The following is a 17,499-nucleotide window of genomic DNA, read 5'->3' as shown; positions in this document are numbered from 1 at the left end:
ATTTTAGTTAAAAAAAAAGTTTAACACAACATTTACAAAAAAACACGCTGTTCATCGGTTATTTTTTCACAATGTGTAAAAATAATACGTTTCTATAGCGTTCCTCGCAATTGCTGTTCTCTCTCGATTGATTCAAATAGCGCTTTAAAGTTACCCGCACCAAATCCTTTGGCTCCCATTCTTTGTATAATTTCAAAAAATAAGGTTGGTCTGTCTTGTACCGGTTTTGTAAATATTTGCAGTAAATATCCTTCTTCATCGGCATCGACCATAATGGCCAGTTTCTCGATTTCGTTTAAATCTTCTTTCATCATTTTCATGTGCTCTCCCAATCGCTCCGGAATTGCTTCATAATATGTATGTGGAGGAGCAGATAAAAATTCGATCCCTCTTGCTTTCAATTGTGATACCGTTTTGATAATATCATCCGTTGCAATAGCGATATGCTGAATTCCGGGCCCGCCATAAAAGTCCAGATATTCCTCGATTTGGGACTTTTTCTTTCCTTCGGCTGGTTCGTTGATTGGAAATTTAATTCTACCGTTTCCATTAGACATTACTTTACTCATCAACGCCGAATATTCCGTATTAATTTGTTTGTCATCAAAAGAAAGGAAATTTACAAATCCCATGACATCTTCATAGAACTTAACCCAAGTATTCATTTCGTTCCAACCCACATTTCCCACCATGTGGTCTATGTATTTTAATCCTGTTGGCTCCGGATTGTAATCGGATTTCCATTCCTTATATCCAGGTAAGAAAACACCCGTATAGTTTTTTCGCTCTACAAAAATATGTACGGTTTCCCCGTAAGTATAAATCCCGGAACGTACTACTTCTCCAAATTCATCTTTCTCCACCGTAGGTTCCATAAAAGAGCGCGCGCCACGTTTCATTGTTTCTTCGTACGCACTTTTGGCATCTTCTACCCAAAGTGCCGCTACTTTTACTCCGTCACCATGTTTTCTCAAATGTTCATGAATTGGAGAATCCTGCGTTAACGGTGTCGTAAGTACAATACGGATTTTATCTTGTTTCAGCACGTACGACGTTCGGTCTCGTACCCCAGTTTCTAATCCGGCATACGCCAAGGATTGGTACCCGAAAGCTGTTTTATAATAATGTGCGGATTGTTTTGCGTTTCCTACGTAGAATTCTACATAATCGGTTCCTAATAACGGAAGGAAATCTTGTGCTCCTTCGAATATTTTTTCTAGTCCGTATTCTACTGATTTTACTTCTTTTGACATGGTATTTATTTTTTGATTCGGTACATCTAATTCTGGAACGCCGTTGATGGTGATACAATAGATTTACGCGGATTTATTAATTTAAAAAAATGTTGTTATTTACTCTAAAATCCTAGCCCTGATGGAAACGGCATCCTTTTTCTGGTCTCGTTTTTTTAACGAGACCAGAAAAAGATAAAGTGCACAGCAGGAAATAGCTCCTTATTATTCTACCCAAGATTTGTAATATTGACCGTCGTCTAATCCCATAGCCTCTTCGGTGACCATTAACGGGCGAAAGGTATCGACCATTACGGCTAATTCGTGAGTTTCAGTATGACCGATACTACGCTCCATGGCTCCCGGTGCGGGCCCGTGCGGTATGCCTTTTGGATGCAATGTAATGTGTCCTTGCTCGATATTGTTGCGGCTCATGAAATCCCCATCTACATAATACAAAACCTCATCACTATCGATATTGCTGTGATTGTAAGGAGCCGGAATGGCTTTTGGGTGGTAATCGTACAATCGTGGACAAAACGAACAAACTACAAATGTTGCTGTTTCAAAGGTTTGATGAACTGGTGGTGGCTGGTGCACGCGACCTGTAATAGGTTCAAAATTGTGAATGCTGAATCCGTACGGAAAATTATATCCGTCCCAACCTACTACATCAAAGGGATGCGTGGCGTAAACGAATTCATGTATCATTCCTTCTTTTTTGATTTTGATCAGGAAGTCTCCTTTTTCATCATGCGTTTCTAATTCTGTTGGCAAAATAAAGTCGCGCTCGCAAAATGGGGAATGTTCTAAATGTTGACCTGATTCATTCTTATAACGTTTTGGCGTATAAAATGGCGCAAATGATTCGACATAGAAAAGTCTATTTTCGATTGTTTCAAAATCAATTTGATAAATCATTCCGCGAGGAATAATCAAGTAATCCCCATATTCGAAAGGAATATTTCCCATCATCGTGCGCAATTTCCCTTTTCCTTTATGGATGAAAATCATTTCATCGGCATCGGCATTTTTATAGAAATAGTTGCACAACGATTGTCTTGGCGCTGCCAATCCTATCGTACAATCTTTATTGACTAACATGGGTTTGCGACTGTCCAGAAAATCATCTTCGGGCTTTAGCTCAAAGCCTTTTAATAACAATGATTTTATGTTTTTTCCAATGGCAATTTTAGGCTCAACCGAATAGGATTTTAGAATTTCCTTTACTTGTGTTGGTCTATGAACGTGATATAATAATGAGGAATGGCCGTGAAAACCCTCGGTTCCAAAAAGCTGCTCGTAGTATAAACCACCATTTGGTTTTTCAAATTGCGTATGTCTTTTTTGGGGAAAATTTCCCAATTTATGATATAAAGGCATGATTTTTTTGCTTAAAAGTTAAAGTTTAAAAGTTTAAAGTTATATTGAACTAAACTTATTTAATTAAATCAAAAAAAATGTAATCTATTCAGGATTCCTCTTGATGAGAAATTGCAGATATCCTAATAAACCGCTCCAAGTTGTTTTCATGATAACAAATATCGGAATTATTATTGAATTAAATTACAATTAAAACATAAACCCGATGCTAAACCAAGTAAGTCCTTTTGCATTTTCCGGAGACCAAGAATGTTTTATTTCTATGGGCCCAATTCTTGTTTCTAAACCATAACCTACTGCATAACCTGAATATTTTGGGATTGAAATCCAATCTACTGTTTCGAAAATTCTGTCTCCAACATTAGCAAAGTTTGCCGAGAAATTAAAATGATTGTTCTTATAAAACTCATAATCAATAGTTCCTGTTGATTTTATATAACTATTGGCCGCAATACTCAAATAATCATACCCATAAAAATATTTAAAATTATTTATAGGATTGTATCCGTAGCCTCCCAAAATAAAATTGAAAAAAGAAACGCTTTCATTACCAAAGGAGAAACCAGCATCTGTATTAAATTTAACAGTAGTATTTTTAAAAAGTGTTGCCGCCACTCCAAAATCAGCCTTTGCAATGGAAAAAGGCTGAAAATCTCCAGTATAATTTGAAGAAATCAAATATGTTTGTATATCTCCCGAGAAACACCATCCTTTTTTAGGAAAATATTTATTATCAAAAGAATCAAATTTCATGTAACCAAAAAGACTTAAGTAACTACTGTTGTCAATTATTGGATCCGCATTTGCCAATGTCTCTGACTTTATTTTCAAATATTTCAATTCAACACCTCCTCCAACTAAAAATTTCTGAACAAACAGCGATTGAAAATATGCCTGATTTGTCAAGTCATGAAAATCTACATTAATAGCATTTATGCCCAAAGTACCTAAATCTAAACTGCTAATTTCTTTGGCTACGTTTCTATTAAATTGATTGAACTGCGATTTGAAACCAAAACTTAAATTAAATCCATTCTCTATATAATAATCTAAATTATACCTGATATTATCTCCCAAAACGATATCCAGAGAAGTTCTGTCATTTTTAAAAAAAGTTTTTTTATGTGTCAGGTTAATCAAAACAGCACTCTTGAATAAATTGTCATAGTGCATTCCAAATTTTAAATACGTTTTTGAAGGGTTTTCTTTTAACGTTAAATTTAAATTATCACCGTTTTTATTTTTATCTAGTGAATAAGATATAGCACTGAAGTTTTGAGTTGCGTTGATATTATTTATTCCCTTCAACAAATCATCATAACAGGTTTTAACTCCTGGTTTAAACCTTAATTTACCAATCACATATTCTTTAGTGTAATTATCTAATTCATTGCTATTAATATCTACAATCTGCAAGCTGTCTGTTGCTAATTTTAGACTCGGCTTCTTGTATGGATTGGACTCATCAACCAGCAACTTTATTTGTTCATAAACGGAAAATGTGGCTTCTTCTCCTTTTCTAATGATTTCCTTTCCTTTATCGAAAGATACTACGCCGTAATTTTTAATATCCGGCTTAATATAGACGTCAGTTTCTTTTACATTTTTCTTCATCCTTTCAATAGATTGAAGATTTGTAATTTGAACCAAAATTCTCGTTGCATCTTTAAGTTGATTTCTGTCTAATAAATCATCTTGCACATCAACTCCTATGATAATATCCGCGCCTAATTTTCGAACCTCCTCAATTGGATAATTATTAATGACACCGCCATCTACAAGCAGTTTTCCGTCAATTTCCACAGGAGAAAATAAAGATGGAAATGCGGAACTGGCAATCATTGCTTGCGCCAAATTCCCTTTATTTAACAACACTTCTTCTCCGGTTTCAATATTAGTTCCAATACACAAAAAAGGAATCGGAAGCTTATTGAAATCTTTGATATGCCTTACGTTTCTAGTAATCCTGCTCAATAAATTATAATTGTACATTCCTTTAGACAATGCTTCCGGAATTCCAATCTTCATTTTATTAAACGGCAAAACGAGCGCGTATAATTCGTCATTTCTTTTTTCGTAAAAATTTTTTGAGGATCTGGGAATAAAATCGTTTAATAATTCATTGAAATTTGTGGCTTGAAAAATAGAATCAATTTGACTGGCATTATAACCAGAAGCATAAAGACCACCAATAACGGCTCCCATACTTGTTCCGCCGATGTAATCAATCTTGACACCAGCTTCTTCCAACACTTTCAAAACTCCAATATGCGCAAATCCTTTTGCTCCGCCACCACTTAAAACTAAACCAATTTTTGGTTTCTTTTGCTCCTGCGAAAACACAGTCAAACTAGCAAAAACAAGGAGTAACAGCGCAATTTTCTTCATAAACAGCAATTTGGTAGTAATAGAATTTGGCAAGATCAGATAGTATCTGCCCAAATATCAATAATCTAAATTAATCATTCATTTGTAGCCTTGTAAAATTCGGTAATTTTTTTGGCTTTAGACATACCTATAACGTCCGAAATTTCTTTTTCTGACGCTAATTTCAATCTTTTAACACTTTTAAAATGCTGAATTAAAGTCAGCATTGTTTTTTCTCCAATGCCAGGAATGCTTTCTATCGAAGAATTCAGTGCTGCTTTACTCCTTTTATCTCTGTGATGTGTAATCCCAAAACGGTGTGCTTCGTTTCGCAATTGCTGGATTACTTTCAAGGTTTCTGATTTTTTATCTAAATATAAAGGAATAGAATCGCCCGGATAAAAGAGCTCTTCCAGTCTTTTGGCAATACCAATTATAGCAATCTTTCCTCTAAGACCCAATTCATCAATACTTTTCAACGCTGATGATAATTGCCCTTTTCCACCATCAATAATTATCAAATTGGGCAAAGGTTGATTTTCATCCAGCAATCGTTTGTATCTTCGGTAAACGACTTCGGTCATGGAAGCAAAATCATCCGGTCCTTCGACCGTTTTTATATTAAAATGGCGGTAATCTTTTTTGCTTGGTTTTCCATCTTTAAAAACCACACAGGCCGCAACGGGATTCGTTCCCTGAATATTCGAGTTATCAAAACATTCGATATGTCGTGGCTCTACCGGCAATCGCAAGTCTTTTTGCATTTGCGCCATAATTCTTTTCGTGTGGCGATCTGGATCTACAATTTGCAATTGTTTCAACTGTTCGATTCGGTAAAATTTAGCATTCCGAATGGACAAATCCAAAATTTGCTTTTTGTCTCCCAATTGTGGAACGGTAATTTTTATGTTTTCACCCAAATCCACGTGAAACGGAACAATTACTTCTCGTGACAACAATTGAAAACGTTCTCTCAACTCAACAATTGCCAATTCTAATAATTCTTCATCGGATTCGTCGAGTTTCTTTTTGATTTCCATCGTGTGCGAACGAATAATCGAACCGTGCGAAATTTGCAGGAAATTCACATAGGCTGCGCTTTCATCCGAAACAATCGAAAAGACATCAATATTGGTGATTTTTGGATTTACAATCGTAGAACGTGATTGGTAGTTTTCCAGAACTTCTATTTTCTCTTTTATTTTTTGTGCTTCTTCAAAATGCATATCAGCAGCCAGATTGGTCATGACACGCTTGAAATCCTTCATGCTTTCCTTGAAATTCCCTTTTAAAATTTCGCGAATCGCATCCACTTGTTTCTGGTAATTTTCTAAAGTTTCATGACCTTCACAAGGGCCCATGCAATTCCCAATATGATATTCGAGACAAACCTTGAATTTCCCGCTTTCGATATTACTTTTATTCAAATCATAGTTGCAAGTCCGTAGCGGATACAACTCTTTAATCAATTCTAAAATAGTACTTACCGTTTTAAAACTGGTGTACGGTCCAAAATATTCCGAGCCGTCTTTGACCATTCTTCGGGTAGCAAAAATGCGCGAGAAAGGCTCTTTCTTGATACACAACCACGGGTAACTTTTATCATCCCGCAACAATACGTTGTAACGCGGTTGCAAAGTTTTTATCAGGTTATTTTCTAATAACAGCGCATCGGTTTCCGTAGGAACAACAATGTGTTTTATAGAGACAATTTTCTTTACGAGCACATTAGTTTTGGCCGTATCATGAATTTTATTAAAATAAGAAGAGACTCTTTTTTTTAGGTTTTTGGCTTTGCCTACGTACAGAATTTTTCCTTCCTTATCGTAATATTGATATACGCCGGGACCGTCTGGCAAGGTTTGAATTTGTAAGGCTAAAGTAATTGGATTCATGTAACAAAGTTAATCTCAAAAATCACGAAATACAAATCAATACTCTTGAAATCTTTCTGCCGAAAATTTTATCAAAATTTTAGTTTCTAATTCGTTATTATCGTTATTTTTATCTTTTCAAGAACCTATGATAAAAACCAATACTACACCAATCGTAATTTTCGGCGAAAGCATTATTCCCGGGGAGAGCAAAACTATCAATGTCGAAATTGCCAGATTACACACCACTACAAAATTAAACATACCCGTTATTGTTAGACGGTCTAAAATCGATGGTCCTGTCGTACTTTTTTCAGCAGGAATTCATGGAGATGAAATTAATGGTGTCGAAATCGTTCGACAACTTATCAGTAAGAAAATAAACCGACCAAAAAAAGGTACAATCATTTGTATTCCTATCATAAACGTATATGGATTTGTCAATAAATCCAGAGAATTTCCTGATGGCAGGGATTTAAACCGGGTTTTCCCAGGTAGCAAAACAGGTTCTTTAGCAAGCAGGTTTGCCTTTCATATTTTAACGGAGATTATGCCAATTGTACAATATGCTGTTGACTTTCATGCCGGTGGCGCCAGCCGTTTCAATGCACCACAAATACGCCTCACTCAGAACAATGAGCCGTTAAAAATATTAGCCGATGTTTTTAATGCTCCGTTTACTTTATATTCCAAAAACATTTCAGGTTCTTTCAGAAGTTCCAGTGAAAAAATGAATGTAAAAATGCTTCTTTTTGAGGGAGGAAAATCACTGGATATTAATAATTCCGTTGCCGATGAAGGCGTTAATGGTGCAAAACGTCTCTTGTCTCACCTTGGTATGTTAGATCCAAAACATACGGTAATCAAACCAAAATCACCTTCCATCTATATTGAAAAATCAGGCTGGATTAGAGCCAAATGTTCCGGATTGTTGCACGATTATAATACTATTGGTAATTTTGTAAAAAAGGGAACAATTCTAGCCACCATAACAGATCCATACGGAAAGTTTGAACGAAAAGTTAAAGCGCCAAATGATGGTTACGTAATCAACGCCAATCATTCCCCTATTGTTTACGAAGGTGATGCTATTTACCACATGTCAAACACTAATGAAGAGGATGAAGAATAAAACAGCATTACGACAAAAATACAAAGCCTTACGAAATGCACTTTCCGAAAATGAAATTGAGGAAATGAGTTTGGCTGTTGCCAATAAAATACTGACACTGCCTATTTGGGAGAAAACCTATTTTCATATTTTCTTACCTATTACAGAACAAAAAGAAGTCAATACTGAATTCATTCTTCACTTATTATCCGGAAAAGACAAAGAGATTATTGTTTCCAAAGCTGATTTTACAACCCGAAATATGACTCATTTCCTATTGACGGACAACACCCGAATCAAGAAAAACGCATACAATATCCCAGAACCCATAGACGGTATTGAAGTCCATTCACAGAAAATTGATGTGGTTTTTGTACCGCTTTTGACTTTCGACAAAAAAGGACATCGCGTGGGTTACGGCAAAGGATTTTATGACAAATTCTTGTCTGAATGTAAACCGGATGCAATTAAAATTGGGCTTTCCTTTTTTGAACCTGAAGAATTGATTACCGATGTTTTTGAATGCGATGTAAAGCTAGACTATTGCGTGACTCCGAATGCAGTTCACTTATTTTAATTTTTAATCCGTACTTTAGCAACAGATAAAATCTAATCAAGTTATGAGAACATTTAAAAATTCAAGATTTGCCGTAAGCGTTATGGTTATTCTATTTGCAGTTTCATTTTCAAACTGTAGCATCCACACCGGAACCAGCAGATCTACTTATAAAGCTAAGAAACTTCCGCCAGGACAAGCTAAAAAAATATATGGAGGAAAAAGTGCTAAACGTTACGCACCCGGACAAAATAAAAATTAAATAAAAAAGACCTGTTCAAATTAATGAACAGGTCTTTTTTTATAGTGTGAATAATTATGAATCTAATTGTGATGAAATGCTTTTTTATTAAAAAAAATCAAGATTCCAACTCCTGTTGAAATCGCCATATCGGCAACATTGAAAATAGCGTTGAAGAAAGTAAATTCTTTTCCGCCCCAAATAGGCAACCAACTTGGTAAAGTTCCGTGCCAAAAAGGGAAATAAAGCATATCAACTACTTTTCCGTGAAACCAAGTTCCATAAGGTTGATCCGAGAATAAAGTAGCTAATTGTTGTTGACTGTCATCAAAAATAACTCCGTAAAAAACAGAATCGATGATGTTCCCGAAAGCTCCAACAAGAATTAAAGAAATCGCAACAATTAAATAATCTGAACTCTTCTTTTTCACTGAATCCCATAACCAATATCCAATTCCACCAACAGCGGCGATTCTAAATAGAGTTAAAAATAATTTTCCATAAGCCCCAGGGATTTGAACTCCCCACGCCATTCCCTCGTTTTCGATGAACAGAATTTTGAACCATTTGAATACTTCAACCTCTTCACCTAAAATAAAATTAGTTTTTATGTAAATTTTAGAAACTTGATCAACAAGCAATAAGATAAAAATAAGGAGATACGCTTTTCGTAATGACATTTTATAAATTTTAATGGCGCAAAAATAACAATTTAATCAAAAAAAACGCTCCCAATGGAGCGTTAAATATTGTTTAACAAGAGGTTTATCGTTGCAAGTTCTTTGCTTCAATACTCATTGTTGCATGAGGAACGATTTTTAATCTCTCTTTCCCAATTAGTTTGCCTGTAACTTTACAAACTCCGTACGTTTTATTTTCTACACGAAAGAGTGCATTTTTCAAATCACGAATGAATTTCTCCTGACGAATAGCTAGTTGTGAGTTTGCTTCTTTAGACATTGTTTCGCTTCCTTCTTCGAAAGCTTTAAATGTTGGCGAAGTATCGTCAGTCCCGTTATTTAAATCGTTCATGTAGGCACTTTTTATCAGATCTAAATCAGCTTGTGCTTTATGAATTTTGTTCAGGATTATTTCTTTGAACTCTGCTAAATCAGCGTCAGAGTACCTTGTTGCTTCATCTACCATCTTTATATTATTTTGAAATTAAAATCATTGTTTTTATATCGTCAAATTCAATTTCTGTACCGTTTTCTAATTCATCTACAAAAACCAAATCGCTGGTTAATGTTTCTGATTTTATGTACGCTTCATTTTCAAGAATCGCCTCTTCTAAAATTCCATTTCTCTTCAATTGAACTTTAATTTTATCAGTAACTTCAAATCCAGAATCTTTACGAATATTCTGAATTCTGTTTACTAATTCTCTGGAAATCCCTTCCTGTTTTAATGCTGAAGAAATTGTAATGTCAAGCGCAACCGTTATTCCGTTTGAATTGGCTACTAACCAACCCTCAATATCTTGTGATGTTATTTCTACATCTTCTAAAGTTAAAATTACGTTATTTCCTGCAATAACAATATTCAGACTTCCTTCCTTGTCTAATTGGCTGATTTGCTCTTTTGAAAACCCTTGTATTTCCTTAGAAATCAAACTCATATCCTTTCCAAAACGGGGTCCGAGTGTCTTAAAATTAGGCTTAATCTGCTTCACCAAAACACCAGAAGCATCATCCAAAAGTACGATTTCCTTCACGTTTACCTCTGCTTTTATGAGGTCAGAAACAGCCTCAATTTCAGCTCTTTGATTCTCATCAAGTACTGGAATCATTACCTTTTGCAACGGTTGACGCACTTTTATCATTTCCTTTTTTCGGAGTGATAAAACTAATGATGAAATGGTCTGTGCTTTCTGCATTTTACTCTCTAACGTTTTATCAACATAGTTTTCAACCGAAATTGGAAACTCCGCCAAATGTACACTGTCGTATTTTTCCGACTGTGTCGCTAAAGTTAAATCTCTGTAAAGTTTATCCATAAAGAACGGAGCGATTGCCGCACCCAGTTTACTTATGGTTAACAAACAAGTATATAAAGTTTGATACGCCGCGATTTTGTCTTGTGCATACTCCCCTTTCCAGAAACGTCTTCTGCACAAACGAACGTACCAATTGCTTAAATTTTCCTGTACAAATTCTGAAATTGCACGAGCGGCTTTTGTTGGTTCATAATCAGCATAATAGCCATCAACATCTTTTATCAAAGTATTCAATTCTGAGATAATCCATTGGTCAATTTCCGGTCTTTCGTTCAACGGAATCTCCGCTTCTTCAAATTTGAAACCATCAATATTAGCATACAAACTAAAGAACGAATACGTGTTGTACAAGGTTCCAAAGAATTTCCTGCGTACTTCAGCAATTCCTTCTAAATCAAATTTCAAGTTATCCCAAGGATTCGCATTGGAAATCATATACCAACGCGTCGCATCTGGACCGTATTCTTTTAAGGTTTCAAATGGATCTGCGGCATTTCCTAAACGTTTGGACATTTTTTGTCCGTTTTTGTCTAAAACCAATCCGTTTGAAACTACATTTTTGTAGGCCACTTTATCAAAAACTAATGTTCCAATGGCGTGCAACGTATAAAACCAACCACGCGTCTGATCCACTCCTTCTGCGATGAAATCAGCAGGGAAATCTTTATTTTGGTCAATTTTATCTTTGTTTTCAAAAGGATAATGCCACTGCGCATAAGGCATGGAACCGGAATCAAACCAAACATCAATCAAGTCTGCTTCTCGCGTCATCGGTTTTCCAGAAGCCGAAACCAAAGTGATTTCATCGACTACATTTTTATGCAAATCAACTAAATCGTAATTGGACTCCGCCATATTTCCAATTTCAAAACCTTTGAAAGGATTGTTTTTTTGGAAACCTGCAGCGATAGATTTTTCAATTTCATTGTATAGCTCTTCAACAGAACCTATTAAGATTTCTTCTTGTTTGTCCTCGGTTCTCCAAATTGGTAATGGAATTCCCCAGAATCTTGAACGTGATAAGTTCCAGTCATTAGCATTTTTCAACCAATTCCCAAAACGTCCTTCTCCAGTCGCTTTTGGCTTCCAGTTGATGGTTTCGTTCAAGTCAAACATTCTGTCTTTAACTTCAGAGATTTTTATAAACCAAGAATCCAAAGGATAATATAGAATAGGTTTGTCTGTTCTCCAGCAATGTGGGTAACTGTGGACATATTTCTCTACTTTAAACGCTCTATTTTCTTCTTTTAATCGAATGGCGATTTCAACATCTACAGAACGTTCCGGTGCTTCACCTTCGTTATAATATTCATTTTTCACATATTTACCGGCATATTCCCCCACATGCGAAGTGAATTTTCCTTGTAAATCTACTAAGGGAACCGGAGTTCCATTTTCGTCAAGAACTAACATAGGCGGGATTTCTGGTGTTGCTTCTTTAGCCACTTTTGCATCATCTGCACCAAAAGTAGGCGATGTATGCACAATCCCTGTTCCATCTTCAGTAGTTACAAAATCTCCTGAAATTACTCTGAAAGCATTTTCAGCATTTTGATACGGAAGCACTAATGGCATTAATTGTTCGTAACGAATGTCAACCAAATCAGCTCCTTTGCATTCCGCCAAAACCTGATATGGGATTTTCTTGTCGCCTGCTGCGAAATTTTCAAAATCAGCAGGTTCTGTACTTTCAAAGAAACCTTTCCCGAATTGTTTTCCAACTAAATTCTTAGCCAAAATTAATGTTGCGGGACGAAATGTATACTGATTGAATGTTTTTACTAAAGCATATTCAATTTTTGGACCTACAGTCAAAGCCGTATTACTTGGCAATGTCCAAGGCGTGGTTGTCCAAGCTAGGATAAAGATTTCGTCTAAATCCAACGCTTCTAACTTATAATGCAGTAAATTATTAGAACTGATGTAATCGTAAAACTTTGAAAACAATAATTCTTTGTGCGCGTCAATCACTTTAAATTGCGCCACAACTGTCGTATCCGTAACATCACGGTAACTTCCCGGCTGGTTCACTTCGTGAGAAGACAATCCTGTTCCTGCTTTTGGAGAATATGGCTGAATTGTGTAGCCTTTGTACATCAAATCCTTGTTGTAGATTTGTTTCAAAATCCACCAAACCGTTTCCATGTATTTGGATTTGTAGGTCACATACGGATCTTCCATATCTACCCAATACCCCATTTTTTCGGTCAAATCATTCCATACATCCGTATAACGCATCACGGTTTTTTTACACGCTTCGTTGTATTCTTCGATGGAAATCGTTTTTCCAATATCTTCTTTGGTGATTCCTAATTCTTTTTCAGTACCTAATTCCACAGGCAAACCGTGGGTGTCCCAGCCCGCTTTACGCTTTACTTGGAACCCTTTTTGAGTTTTATATCTGCAAAAAATATCTTTAATGGCACGCGCCATCACGTGGTGAATTCCTGGTAATCCATTTGCCGAAGGAGGCCCTTCAAAAAACACGAATGGAGGGTTTCCTTCACGAGTGGTTACGCTTTTCTCGAATATATTTTCTTTCTTCCAAAAATCTAGAACTTCTGACGCCACAGTTGGTAAGTCAAGTCCTTTGTATTCAGTAAATTTTGTGCTCATTTTATCCTTTTCTAAATCGAGGTGCGAAAGTAAGGAATTTTGAATAAAAGAAAGAAAAGATGAGAGAAAATAGACGAAATTGATTAGAGAATTCGATAAAACTCATCTTAAGTTCGAAAACATTCTATTTTAAGCAAAGACTTCTTTTAAAACGTCCAGTGATTTTGACTTTTTGACCTTTAATTTCTACTGAATCTTGTAAAGTATATTTGTTTTTAAAGACTTTTATTCAATAGAATTTCTTAGGAATTTAAAGTATTTAACCCTTATTTGTCATCATCATCCAGATCGAAAAAATCATTAACTGGTTTTCCAAAAAACCTTGATAATTTTAATGCCAGAACCGTTGATGGCACAAAACGATTGGTTTCAATTGAATTTATCGTTTGCCTAGAAACGCCTATTTTGTCCGCTAATTCTTCTTGGGTTAAGTTTAAAATGGCGCGTTCAACTTTTAGTCTATTCTTCATTATACGCTTTTTTTAACTTGCGGAAAGTAAAAATCTGTGCCATAAGCAAAACACCTAATACCGAAACGTCCTTACTACCTTCTATTTTAGGCATTGATGAAAAAATGGATACAATGGTAAAGTGAATAAATGGCAATATTAAATAGATTAGCACTGTCACTATTACAGCATAATTATAGGATTGCATTCTGATTTTTCCAATTAATTCATCTTCAATTTTCTCTCTTGAAATTGAAATTATAAGCAATCCTAAAACTGAACCTGACAAAGCGATTCTTTCAAATAATTCGTGGTACTTAATATCTAACATATAAAGCTTAAGAGACGTAATAATTGATAAAATCGAAGTAATAAATAACACCAAACCAACAATTTTAAATTTATTAGGCAATTGATAACCTGTAAACTTATCAATTTTTTCAATATCTCCTTCTTGTTTAGCTTTTGGTTCCATAAAATAAATTATTTAAAGCTTGCTTTCCATAAAGAACAACAAACTTGATTAAAAGACAAATATACTTTACTTTTTGATGCAAAATTAAATTACGAAGAAATTTTTTTGTCCTATGAAAAAACCTCTTTTAAAACATCAAGTGATTTTGGTTTTTTAAAGCCATCTAAATGAAAACTGTAGTAATCTATTAATATTCTCAAAACGATTTGTCTTTCAATGACATGAAATGTTTTTTGATTGTTATCGAATCTCAAATCGATCAGTTTTTTAAACAAATTACTTTCATGTTCCGTAAGTGAGCTGACGGCATGAAAAGGCGTAAAAATACCTTCGTTCATTTCGAAAAAAGGCATATCCATGTCGGAAATGTCAGGGTAAAAACCCAAATATTTTGTAGTTTCCAATAATAAAATCAGATGAAAATTAGCAATTTCATCATGATTATCGAGCCAATGCAATGCGGTTTCCAGAAACGTAAACAAATGCTCATTTGTTTCTTCTTCGTGAATGGAATGATGTAGCATTTCTGAGATAAACATCACAATAGTACTCTTATAAATATCTGAATGAATCGAATGAAAAGCTGAGGCAATTTTTATTTCCTTGAAATTTTCTAAAGTCCCTTTATTTTTGTGAACCGCTTCAATTTCGAGAATGGTCAACGGCTGAAAATAGGCGATTTTTTGATTGGCTTTTCGGCTCGAAAAAGCATCGCGAACGAAATACGATTTCAAACCATGAGACAGCGTAAAACATTTCACAATCAAGCTTTTTTCTTGAAATTTTAAAGACGAAAGAACGATGGCTTTGGTTTTTACGAGCACAATTTTAATTTAAAGATTGAAAAAATTAAAGATTGAAAAATTCATTCTTCTAAATTATCTGATTATCATTACTTTTTTAACTTTGGTTTCTACTCCGTCTTGTGCCGAAATAAATATCATATACACACCGGAAGCGACTTTGTATTTCCCAAAAGCAGTGGTATCCCATTCTATTGTCCCGCCTTCAGAAATGGTTTCATAAACCAAATTTCCTTCAATATCGGTGATTTTAATATTGGCTTTATCTAGTAATCCGGCAATTTTAACCGTTCCTTGGTATTCTGGCCGCACTGGATTTGGATACACCAAGGCATTACTTAAATCATCATTTGGCGCAGTCGCAGTTCCTTTGAAAGAAACTAACCCTTTAGCAGTAGCTATAAAAACTTCGCCCGTAGCGCTATTGATATCAATGTCATTGATCACATTGCTTGGTAACGGCGAATTATTTATCGTAAAATGATATTTGGTTTCCTGACCGTTTGGTGAGACCAAAAACAAACCTGAATCAGCAGTACCAATCCATTTATTGTTTGCTCCATCAACAGCAATATCAGTAATAAATTGTTCGTACAAGAGTTCTTGTGCCAGATTATCCTCTAAAATAATAATGGGATTAGCTGTCATCTGGTCTTCTGTTTGAAAGCTGCCTACATTCGGCAAAACCCGCAATCCTTTTGTTGTTCCTATCCAAAGCTGGTTTCTAGTATCTACTGCAACTACTTTCACATTTGAAATAGGTAAATTTCCGGTATCTGGTCCTGTTGTTATTTTTTTGAATACATTGCTACTTTCATTAAAACCAACAACCCCATTTTCACTCGTTGAAAGCCATTTAGTTCCATTTTTATCAATGGCAATTGTTCCAAAATTATTATCAATAGCCGAATCCAGAATATTTTCCATATCATAACTTTGCCATTGACCATTAGATTTAAATACTTTCAATCCGTTTTTTATTCGGCTGGTAGTAACCCAAAGATTTCCTAATTTGTCAAATGCCGTTCCGTTAACCCTGATATCTATATAAGTAGGACCCGCAAAGGTCAAAGACTCTAAGCCACTATTGGTTTGATTGTATAAAATTGTAGGGATATCATTTTCTATTTTTAGTAAACCAGAGAAAAAAGAACTTGCGTATACTTCATTTTCATTGCTTGGATTAACCGTAATTCTGGTCATCGATTGTGCTCCTAAAACTTCTTCATAAGGAATATTCAACCATCCGGTTGCGCTAAATTTACTGATACCGTAACTATCTAAGGGATATGGATTATAATCTGCTGAATAATCTCCGTAAACCGTCCAAAGTGCACTTGTCGTGGCTTGAAGCGCAAATATATTGTTACGCGAAGGACCAATAGGTGTTATATTCTCAAAAGTTCCTGCCGAAGAAAGCGAAGCTGTAATCAATCCATCTTCTTTTGTTCCAATAAAAATAGCATTTCCTATTATAGTTGCACAAGTAAAACTTGTATTACTATCAGTAATTTGATTTGTATTTATTTGACGCACCAAAGCCATTTGATTGTTGTAAATATAAACACTCCTAGAAGTTGTCACTATCAAATAATCTACTGTTGCTCTCATGTCTAGAGAAGACTGAGAAAGAGTAATAAATCCTGCAAAAGAACTAGAACCCGAATTAAATTTATGAATGTATCCCGCAGCATTAATGGCATACAAATCCGTACCAAAAGTCACTACACTTGACCAGTTTCCCGTAGCAATAGTTTCCCATTGCTTGTAATCGATTAAATTTTTATTAGAACTATTGGCTCTTCTTATACCGCTATTTGTAGCAGCATAAATAAATCCGTTAAAAAGTGCTGTTTGATTCACTCTAATTTCGGCTCCGTTGTCGCCAATAAAATAAGTGTCCCCAAATTGCATGGCAGCCAAATTAAATTGAACAATTCCAAAATCACAGGAAACATAGGCAATACCTTCAAATTCCATGAAGTGATTAATTTTTTTGATATTCGGAGGAAGTTGTTTGTTGATTATATCGACCACATTCAGCATACTTCCATCAGCTTCATTAATCACTATTATCAGTCCGTTTTCGTAACCAACAATTGTTTTATTGAATGATGTGCTATGGTATACCGATGAAATTGTTTGTCCAGAAAGCCCGTCAATAGTATTGGTAGTTTTAATTACGTTTGTTGCTAAATTCTTTGAAAATAAAGCATTTTCGGATGCTGCAAAAACAGCCGTTCCAGATTCTGATACATCTTTAATTTCATTGTAAGAGAAATAACCTCGCCACGACAAGTTACTTTGGGCAAAACCCATTTGGATAAAAAGAAAAAAATATAAAAGGCTCTTTTTCATTATTCGCATCAATATTGGTTTACAAATATAGAACAAAC

14 protein-coding genes are annotated in these 17,499 nt (G+C 35.1%); 3 read left to right on the top strand and 11 right to left on the bottom strand.

From position 1 onward, the window contains the following. Positions 1-92: 92 nt before the first annotated feature. The 4 genes from hppD to uvrC form a co-directional block, all read right to left on the bottom strand. On the bottom strand, positions 93-1,253 hold the full coding sequence (hppD, locus tag ACNQF6_RS01730; protein WP_417962663.1) for a 4-hydroxyphenylpyruvate dioxygenase: 1,161 nt from the start codon (positions 1,251-1,253) through the stop codon (positions 93-95). A gap of 204 nt (positions 1,254-1,457) precedes the next feature. Continuing rightward, positions 1,458-2,615: a homogentisate 1,2-dioxygenase gene (locus tag ACNQF6_RS01725; protein WP_417962661.1), complete on the bottom strand. Its 1,158-nt coding sequence runs from the start codon at positions 2,613-2,615 to the stop codon at positions 1,458-1,460. Between the two features lie 189 nt (positions 2,616-2,804). Beyond that, positions 2,805-5,003: a patatin-like phospholipase family protein gene (locus tag ACNQF6_RS01720; RefSeq protein WP_417962659.1), complete on the bottom strand. Its 2,199-nt coding sequence runs from the start codon at positions 5,001-5,003 to the stop codon at positions 2,805-2,807. Positions 5,004-5,077: 74 nt separating this feature from the next. Next, entirely contained in the window at positions 5,078-6,877 is a 1,800-nt protein-coding gene (uvrC, locus tag ACNQF6_RS01715; protein WP_417962657.1) for an excinuclease ABC subunit UvrC, read from the bottom strand. Positions 6,878-7,004: 127 nt separating this feature from the next. Here uvrC and ACNQF6_RS01710 point away from each other — a divergent pair, with 127 nt between their 5' ends. From ACNQF6_RS01710 to ACNQF6_RS01700, 3 genes are read left to right on the top strand one after another with little or no spacing between them, the layout of a single operon-like run. After that, a complete protein-coding gene (locus tag ACNQF6_RS01710; protein ID WP_282714198.1) occupies positions 7,005-7,988 on the top strand; it encodes a succinylglutamate desuccinylase/aspartoacylase family protein in 984 nt (327 codons plus the stop codon). Further along, positions 7,978-8,544, top strand: a complete 567-nt coding sequence (locus tag ACNQF6_RS01705; RefSeq protein WP_417962655.1) for a 5-formyltetrahydrofolate cyclo-ligase — start codon at positions 7,978-7,980, stop codon at positions 8,542-8,544. The genes ACNQF6_RS01710 and ACNQF6_RS01705 overlap by 11 nt, the downstream gene beginning before the upstream one ends. A gap of 43 nt (positions 8,545-8,587) precedes the next feature. Further along, complete coding sequence (locus ACNQF6_RS01700) at positions 8,588-8,785, top strand: hypothetical protein (protein WP_131990566.1); 198 nt, start codon at positions 8,588-8,590, stop codon at positions 8,783-8,785. Positions 8,786-8,847: 62 nt separating this feature from the next. On the opposite strand, the gene ACNQF6_RS01695 is transcribed toward ACNQF6_RS01700, so the two are convergent. The 7 genes from ACNQF6_RS01695 to porZ form a co-directional block, all read right to left on the bottom strand. Further along, positions 8,848-9,444 carry a lipoprotein signal peptidase gene (locus ACNQF6_RS01695; RefSeq protein WP_099714109.1) on the bottom strand — a complete coding sequence of 199 codons (597 nt, stop codon included), beginning with the start codon at positions 9,442-9,444 and terminating at the stop codon, positions 8,848-8,850. An 85-nt stretch (positions 9,445-9,529) separates the two neighbouring features. Then, entirely contained in the window at positions 9,530-9,910 is a 381-nt protein-coding gene (locus ACNQF6_RS01690) for a TraR/DksA family transcriptional regulator (RefSeq protein ID WP_417962653.1), read from the bottom strand. Positions 9,911-9,917: 7 nt separating this feature from the next. Beyond that, the gene (ileS, locus tag ACNQF6_RS01685; protein WP_417962651.1) at positions 9,918-13,376 is read right to left on the bottom strand and encodes an isoleucine--tRNA ligase; all 3,459 of its coding nucleotides are present in this window, start codon (positions 13,374-13,376) and stop codon (positions 9,918-9,920) included. A gap of 266 nt (positions 13,377-13,642) precedes the next feature. After that, positions 13,643-13,846 (bottom strand): helix-turn-helix transcriptional regulator, encoded by a 204-nt coding sequence (locus ACNQF6_RS01680; protein WP_417962649.1) that lies wholly within the window; start codon positions 13,844-13,846, stop codon positions 13,643-13,645. After that, the gene (locus ACNQF6_RS01675) at positions 13,836-14,300 is read right to left on the bottom strand and encodes a hypothetical protein (protein ID WP_417962647.1); all 465 of its coding nucleotides are present in this window, start codon (positions 14,298-14,300) and stop codon (positions 13,836-13,838) included. The genes ACNQF6_RS01680 and ACNQF6_RS01675 overlap by 11 nt, the downstream gene beginning before the upstream one ends. A gap of 110 nt (positions 14,301-14,410) precedes the next feature. Continuing rightward, positions 14,411-15,124 carry a DNA repair protein RecO gene (gene recO, locus ACNQF6_RS01670; RefSeq protein WP_417962645.1) on the bottom strand — a complete coding sequence of 238 codons (714 nt, stop codon included), beginning with the start codon at positions 15,122-15,124 and terminating at the stop codon, positions 14,411-14,413. Between the two features lie 54 nt (positions 15,125-15,178). After that, the gene (porZ, locus tag ACNQF6_RS01665; protein ID WP_417962643.1) at positions 15,179-17,461 is read right to left on the bottom strand and encodes a type IX secretion system anionic LPS delivery protein PorZ; all 2,283 of its coding nucleotides are present in this window, start codon (positions 17,459-17,461) and stop codon (positions 15,179-15,181) included. Between the last annotated feature and the right edge of the window lie 38 nt (positions 17,462-17,499).

It is taken from the genome of Flavobacterium pasteuri, from assembly GCF_048286615.1.
Taxonomy (GTDB): Bacteria; Bacteroidota; Bacteroidia; order Flavobacteriales; family Flavobacteriaceae; genus Flavobacterium.
Note: the sequence above shows the minus strand (reverse complement) of the source record. Positions and strands in the feature narration are given on the sequence as shown.

Excerpts from the sequence above, each read along its gene's own strand:
- hppD (WP_417962663.1), bottom strand. The coding sequence starts at position 1,253 with ATGTCAAAAGAAGTAAAATCAGTAGAATACGGACTAGAAAAAATATTC.
- ACNQF6_RS01725 (WP_417962661.1), bottom strand. The coding sequence starts at position 2,615 with ATGCCTTTATATCATAAATTGGGAAATTTTCCCCAAAAAAGACATACG.
- ACNQF6_RS01720 (WP_417962659.1), bottom strand. The coding sequence starts at position 5,003 with ATGAAGAAAATTGCGCTGTTACTCCTTGTTTTTGCTAGTTTGACTGTG.
- uvrC (WP_417962657.1), bottom strand. The coding sequence starts at position 6,877 with ATGAATCCAATTACTTTAGCCTTACAAATTCAAACCTTGCCAGACGGT.
- ACNQF6_RS01710 (WP_282714198.1), top strand. The coding sequence starts at position 7,005 with ATGATAAAAACCAATACTACACCAATCGTAATTTTCGGCGAAAGCATT.
- ACNQF6_RS01705 (WP_417962655.1), top strand. The coding sequence starts at position 7,978 with ATGAAGAATAAAACAGCATTACGACAAAAATACAAAGCCTTACGAAAT.
- ACNQF6_RS01700 (WP_131990566.1), top strand. The coding sequence starts at position 8,588 with ATGAGAACATTTAAAAATTCAAGATTTGCCGTAAGCGTTATGGTTATT.
- ACNQF6_RS01695 (WP_099714109.1), bottom strand. The coding sequence starts at position 9,444 with ATGTCATTACGAAAAGCGTATCTCCTTATTTTTATCTTATTGCTTGTT.
- ACNQF6_RS01690 (WP_417962653.1), bottom strand. The coding sequence starts at position 9,910 with ATGGTAGATGAAGCAACAAGGTACTCTGACGCTGATTTAGCAGAGTTC.
- ileS (WP_417962651.1), bottom strand. The coding sequence starts at position 13,376 with ATGAGCACAAAATTTACTGAATACAAAGGACTTGACTTACCAACTGTG.
- ACNQF6_RS01680 (WP_417962649.1), bottom strand. The coding sequence starts at position 13,846 with ATGAAGAATAGACTAAAAGTTGAACGCGCCATTTTAAACTTAACCCAA.
- ACNQF6_RS01675 (WP_417962647.1), bottom strand. The coding sequence starts at position 14,300 with ATGGAACCAAAAGCTAAACAAGAAGGAGATATTGAAAAAATTGATAAG.
- porZ (WP_417962643.1), bottom strand. The coding sequence starts at position 17,461 with ATGAAAAAGAGCCTTTTATATTTTTTTCTTTTTATCCAAATGGGTTTT.